The following is a 5,883-nucleotide window of genomic DNA, read 5'->3' on the forward strand; positions in this document are numbered from 1 at the left end:
GGCCGGCGCGCGCGTCGCCACCGCGCCGCTGCGCGCCCGGCTCAAGGAGATCGAGGCGGCGCTGGAAAAGCTCGCGCGCGAGGATGCGCTGATCGACAAGCGTCTGTCCGACCCCGAGACCTATGCGCGCTTCAAGCCCGAGGACATCACCTGGGCCACCACGCGCCGCGCCGCGATCGCGCACCATGTCGCGCAGCTCGAGGAGGAATGGCTGGAGGTGTCGGAGCGGCTCGACGCCGCCTGACGTGCCTCAGGCGCCGCGCTGCGTCTCCGGTGCGCCGTTGGCGACGAGGTGCTCGTCGAGGGTGCGCCGCATGAATGTGGGCCAGAGCGCGCGACCGGTGGCGGGCTCGACCGGCTGGCGGTCCTGCCCGGGCTGAACGCCGGCGGCCACAGCGGCCGTCCGGGGCGGGTCGATGTTCACCATCACGCCCTCCGTCAATCGCGTGGCCAAGGCTAGTCGGGACTCGCGACGGAACACAACGAAAGGTTGCGTGACAGCGCGAAATCGCCGTCTGGACCTCGCCGGCCGGATCGGCCAACAGGAGGCAAGGCCCGCGCCCGACACGCGCGGCCAGGAGGAGACCCATCATGTTTCGCCGCGCGCTGCTCGCCACCCCGTTTGCGGCCCTTGGCCTTGCCCTGCCCGCCACCGCGCGCGCCCAGGCCTGGCCATCGCGCCCCATCCGCATCGTGCTCGCCTATCCGCCGGGCGGGTCCACCGACGTGCTGGCGCGCACCCTGGCTGCGGCGCTGCAGGATGCGATCCCGGGCAGCACCTTCGTGGTGGATAACCGCCCCGGCGGCGCGGCGGTGGTGGGCACCCAGGCGGTCGCGCAGGCGGCACCCGACGGCTACACCCTGGCGCTGGGCAACAACCAGACCCATGCGGCCAATGCCGCCATGCTGCCCTCCCTGCCCTTCGACCCGGTGGCGGATTTCGCGCCCATCGCGCGGCTGGCCGCGGTGCACCACGCGCTGGTCGTGCCCGCCAATGGGCCGCGCACGCTGGCCGAACTGGCGGCGAAGGGGAAGAACGGCGGGCGCGTCACCTACGCCTCATCGGGCGCCGGGTCGGCCAGCCACGTGATCGCCGAGACCTTCGTGCGGCGCGAGGGCATGGACGCGACCCATGTGCCTTATCGCGGCGGCGCGCAGGCCACCACCGACACGGTCGCCGGCACGGTGGACTTCTTCGTTTCGACCTGGCCGCAGGTGGTCGCACTGGTGCGCGACGGCCGCCTGCGCGCGCTGGGCATCGGCGCACCCGCCCGCCTGCCCGAGACGCCCGACGTGCCGACCTTCGCCGAACTGAACGCGCAGGACCTCGCGGTCGATGCCTGGTTCGGCCTGTGGGCGCCGACGCGCACCGACGCGGCCATCGTGGCGCGCCTGTCGGATGCGCTGGTCGCCATCCTGGACCAGCCCGCCATGCGCGAACGCCTGAACGGCCAGGGATTCGTCGCCGCCCCCATGCCTGCCGGCCCCTTCGCCGCCTTCCAGCGCGAGGAACTGGCCCGCTGGCGCCGGCTGGTGGAGCTCACGGGGATCAGGCTCGCGGGCTGACCGGGCGGATCGCCGGGCTGCCCCCGGCGATGCCGGGGGTCAGGGCGGGAAGTCGAAGAACAGCGCCTCCTCCCGCAGGCCCTCGATGCCGGCTGAGGCGCGACGGTCGCTGCGCAGCAGCCGGCCCTGGGTGATCTCCTCGAGGCGTTCGACGAGGCGCGGCAGCGGCATGCTGTTCTAGCGCCGCTTGCGCGCGACGGCGTCGTCCACCGGGATCGCGGCGGTCCGCAGGCGCTGCATGGTCTCGAGGCGCTTCTCGCGCAGCGTGGCGTTGTGGCTGCCGTGATGCCCGACCTTGTCGAAGGCCGTGCCCGACAGGAAACCTGCCACTCAGCGCGGCGCTCTGCTTAGCGGAGACCACGGCTCGCATGGCAACTGGCGGACAGGGAGGGATTCGAACCCTCGATACGCTTTTGACGTATACGCACTTTCCAGGCGCGCGCCTTCGACCGCTCGGCCACCTGTCCGGAGGGCGCGGAACATAGTCAGCGCGCGGCCGCCGCGCAACCCGCGGCCGCGCGCGGCCCGCATCAATCCGCGAACTGACCCGCCGCCTGGATCAGCGGCCGCCACTTCGCAATATCCGCCTGCCAGAACTCGCGATGCATCTGCGGGGTCGCCCGAGCCACAGGCACCGGCGCGGTGCCCAGGTCCGCGAAGCGCCGCGCGATCCCCTCATCCTGCAGCGCCTTCACCAGCGCCTGGTTCAGCCGCGCCACGATCGGCGCCGGCGTGCCGCGCGGCGCATACAGCCCGTGCCACACGCTCACCTCGAAACCCGACAGCCCACCCTGCGCCGCGGTCGGCAGATCGGGCAGCGTGTCGATCCGCTCGGGCGTCGTCGCCGCGAAGGCGCGCACCGTGCCAGCGCGGATCTGCTCGGTCGTATTGGTGGTCTGGTCGCACATCAGGTCGACCGTGCCGGCCACGAGGTCGTTCATCGCCGGGCCGGTTCCGCGATAGGGCACCGTCGTCATGCGCGTATCCACGGCCTTCATCAGCAGCAGTCCGCACAGGTGGCTGGCCGCGCCGATGCCGGCATTGGCGTAGTTCAGAGCCTCGCCGCGGCGGCGGATCAGCGCCACCAGTTCGGCCAGGTTGTTCGCCTCGATGTTGCGGCGCGCGATCAGCGTCATTGGCACCTCGGTCACCAGGCCGAGCGTCTCGAAGCCATTGATCGCGTCATAGGCCAGACGGCGATACAGCGTCGGGATCGTCGCCATACCGATATGGTGCAGCAGGATGGTGTAGCCGTCGGGCCGTGCATTCGCCACGCGCTGCGCACCAAGCGTGCCGCCCGCGCCGCCCACATTCTCGACCACCACGGTCTGGCCAAGGTCGGTGCCCATGGCCTGCGCGATCAGCCGCCCCACCGTGTCGGTCGGACCGCCCGCAGCGAAGGGGATGACCATGCTGATGGGACGGGCGGGATAGGCCCCCTGGCCGAGTGCCGGCACCGCGAGCGTGCCGGTCGAAGCTGCCGTCGCGGCCAGGAAAATACGGCGCGTGATGAGAGACATCGATGTTTCCTCCTCAACGGTCGTCGTCAGTCCGCCCGACCTCGACCGCAGGTCATGGACGGATCGTTGAAAGTCCGTTCACGCGTGAAGCAGCGGCCTCAGGCGTCCATCTTCAGCGCGGCGATGAAGGCGCTCTGCGGGATCTCGACCTTGCCGAACTGGCGCATGCGCTTCTTGCCCTCCTTCTGCTTCTCGAGGAGCTTGCGCTTGCGGGAGATGTCGCCGCCATAACATTTGGCGGTGACATCCTTCGACAGCGCGCTGATCGTCTCGCGCGCGATGACCCGCCCGCCGATCGCCGCCTGGATCGGGATCTTGAACAGTTGGCGCGGGATCAGCTCCTTCAGTTTCTCGCAGATCTGCCGCCCGCGGCGCTCGGCCTGGCCGCGATGCGCCATGAAGGACAGGGCATCCACCGGTTCGTTGTTCACCAGGATCGAGATGCGCACCAGGTCGCCCTCGGCATAGCCGTCCATCTGGTAGTCGAAGGAGGCATAGCCGCGGCTGACAGACTTCAGCCGGTCGTAGAAGTCGAAGACCACCTCGTTCAGCGGCAGGCGATATACCAGCATCGCGCGCGCGCCGACATAGGTCAGTTCCACCTGCTGCCCGCGCCGGTCGTTGCACAGCGTGAGCACCGGGCCGAGGTAGTCGTCCGGCAGCATGATGGTCGCCTTGATCCACGGCTCCTCGATGTGGTCGATCACGGAACCGTCCGGCATGTCGGCCGGATTGTGCAGCTCGAAGCTCTCGCCGTTGGTCTTGTGGATCTTGTAGACGACCGAGGGCGCGGTCGCGATCAGGTCCAGGTCGAATTCGCGCGACAGGCGTTCCTGGATGATCTCGAGGTGCAGCAGCCCGAGGAAGCCGCAGCGAAAGCCGAAGCCCAGCGCGGCCGAGGTCTCCGTCTCGAAGTGGAAGGACGCGTCGTTGAGCCGCAGCTTGCCCAGCGATTCACGCAGCTTCTCGAAGTCGTCGGCATCGACCGGATACAGCCCGCACCACACCACAGGGACCGAAGGCTTGAAGCCGGGCAGCGCCTCGGCTGCCGGGTTGCGGTCGTCGGTGATGGTGTCGCCGACATTGGTGTCCGCCACCGTCTTGATCGCTGCCGTGAGGTAGCCCATCTCGCCCGGCCCGAGGCTGTCCATCGGCACCAGCTTCGGCGTGAAGACGCCGACCTGCTCGATGGTGTGGACCGACCCCGACGACATCATGCGGATGCGCTGGCCCTTGCGCAGGTGCCCGTCCTTCACCCGCACCAGGATGATCACGCCGAGATAGGCGTCGTACCAGCTGTCCACCAGAAGCGCCGTGGTGGTGGCGGACGCATCGCCCTTCGGCGGCGGCAGGCGCTGCACGATCGCTTCCAGCACGCCCTCGATGTTGAGCCCGGTCTTGGCGCTGATCTCGACGGCATCGGACGTATCCAGCCCGATCACGTCCTCGATCTGCTGCTTCACGCGCGCGGGCTCGGCGGCGGGCAGGTCGATCTTGTTGAGCACCGGGACGATCTCGTGCCCCGCATCGATCGCCTGGTAGACATTGGCGAGCGTCTGCGCCTCGACGCCCTGGGAGGCATCGACCACCAGCAGAGACCCCTCGCAGGCCGCCAGGCTGCGCGAGACCTCGTAGGCGAAGTCCACATGGCCCGGCGTGTCCATCAGGTTCAGGACGTAGGTCTTGCCGTCCTTCGCCGGATAGGTCAGGCGGACCGTCTGCGCCTTGATGGTGATGCCGCGCTCGCGCTCGATCTCCATGTTGTCGAGCACCTGTTCCTTCATCTCGCGCGCCGTCAGCGCGCCAGTCTGCTGGATCAGGCGGTCGGCAAGGGTCGATTTCCCATGGTCGATATGGGCAATGATCGAGAAGTTGCGGATCAGGTCGAGCGGCGTGTCGGTCATGGGATTCCGGGCGGGAGGGCGGGCGCCGGGACAGGCGCCGCGCTCTGCCGGGGGACATAGGGCAGAACCCCCGGATGTCCAACCTTTCCCGCGACCTGTTCCCGCCGTCGGAGCGCCGGGCTCGGTTGCCCGGCGGTCACCCCCATCTCCCCTGGCATGAAGTGCCGCCAAAAGGGCCCGACATGACCGCCATGCGCCGGGCATCCCCGGCACGCGCCGCTCCGCGAGTGCCGCGGCGGCTGCGCGGAGCCTGCCGCGCGAGGGCCGGCCGCCGGCCTGCCGTTCTTGCCGCGAATGCCCGGGCCGCGCATGCTGCGGCCATGCGCGCGCTCCGCATCCTGCTCCTTGCACCACTCGCCGCCTGCGCGCCGGACTACACTGCGGTGCGTGACTGGGCGTCGCAGGCGCGTGACGCCATGCTCCCGATCGGGGTGACGCGCGCGTGGAGCCCGCCCGTCGCGCCCGTCCCCGCCGCGCCGGTCACACAGGAAGGCCTGCCCGGCGCGGTTCTCGCGCTGCAGGAAGGCGCCGCCGCCTGGCTCGGCATGCTGGCGTTCCTCGCCGACGATGGCTGGCCCCTGCAGCGCGAGAACTCGCTGACCGAGCTCGTGGCGCGCGTGGAGCCCTACGATGCGGAGGGCGCAGCAGCGCTGCGCCAGCTGGGCGAGTTGATGGCCTATGCCGCCCGGCGCGATACCCGGGCGCCCTGGCTGTCGACCGCGGTGGAGCGGGGCGACCCTGCCTTCCAAAAGGTCATCGCGGCGCTACAGCGCCAGACCGCCGCCCTCGCCGCGGCGGCGCCATCGCCACCACGCGCCACGCCGCCCCCCACCCTGCCGCCGGCGCAGCGCGCCCTGGCGCAGGAGGTCGCCGCGACGACCCGGGCCGACGCC

Annotated in this window: 7 protein-coding genes, 1 tRNA gene and 1 pseudogene; 3 read left to right on the forward strand and 6 right to left on the reverse strand. The window is 70.4% G+C overall.

Annotated elements, in window-relative coordinates:
* Positions 1 to 244 (forward strand): annotated as a pseudogene (locus HW578_RS21985) (ABC transporter ATP-binding protein); the annotation flags it as partial.
* 6 nt (positions 245 to 250) lie between these two features.
* Here the strand turns inward: HW578_RS21985 and HW578_RS21990 are convergent.
* Complete coding sequence (locus tag HW578_RS21990; RefSeq protein WP_198372857.1) at positions 251 to 427, reverse strand: hypothetical protein; 177 nt, start codon at positions 425 to 427, stop codon at positions 251 to 253.
* Between the two features lie 164 nt (positions 428 to 591).
* Here HW578_RS21990 and HW578_RS21995 point away from each other — a divergent pair, with 164 nt between their 5' ends.
* Complete coding sequence (locus tag HW578_RS21995; protein ID WP_198372858.1) at positions 592 to 1,566, forward strand: Bug family tripartite tricarboxylate transporter substrate binding protein; 975 nt, start codon at positions 592 to 594, stop codon at positions 1,564 to 1,566.
* A 39-nt stretch (positions 1,567 to 1,605) separates the two neighbouring features.
* Here HW578_RS21995 and HW578_RS28265 read toward each other — a convergent pair whose 3' ends face one another.
* The 5 genes from HW578_RS28265 to lepA form a co-directional block, all read right to left on the reverse strand.
* Entirely contained in the window at positions 1,606 to 1,737 is a 132-nt protein-coding gene (locus HW578_RS28265) for a hypothetical protein (RefSeq protein WP_255529107.1), read from the reverse strand.
* A 6-nt stretch (positions 1,738 to 1,743) separates the two neighbouring features.
* Entirely contained in the window at positions 1,744 to 1,896 is a 153-nt protein-coding gene (locus tag HW578_RS22000) for a hypothetical protein (RefSeq protein ID WP_198372859.1), read from the reverse strand.
* A 46-nt stretch (positions 1,897 to 1,942) separates the two neighbouring features.
* A tRNA-Ser gene (locus HW578_RS22005) sits at positions 1,943 to 2,033 on the reverse strand.
* A 63-nt stretch (positions 2,034 to 2,096) separates the two neighbouring features.
* Positions 2,097 to 3,086 (reverse strand): tripartite tricarboxylate transporter substrate-binding protein, encoded by a 990-nt coding sequence (locus tag HW578_RS22010; RefSeq protein WP_198372860.1) that lies wholly within the window; start codon positions 3,084 to 3,086, stop codon positions 2,097 to 2,099.
* 98 nt (positions 3,087 to 3,184) lie between these two features.
* Positions 3,185 to 4,990, reverse strand: a complete 1,806-nt coding sequence (gene lepA, locus HW578_RS22015) for a translation elongation factor 4 (protein ID WP_198372861.1) — start codon at positions 4,988 to 4,990, stop codon at positions 3,185 to 3,187.
* Positions 4,991 to 5,310: 320 nt separating this feature from the next.
* Here lepA and HW578_RS22020 point away from each other — a divergent pair.
* Positions 5,311 to 5,883: hypothetical protein (locus tag HW578_RS22020; RefSeq protein ID WP_198372862.1), on the forward strand; the 573-nt coding region annotated here is incomplete at its 3' end.

Source organism: Roseomonas rosulenta (assembly GCF_016106005.1).
Classification (GTDB): Bacteria; Pseudomonadota; Alphaproteobacteria; order Acetobacterales; family Acetobacteraceae; genus Neoroseomonas; species Neoroseomonas rosulenta.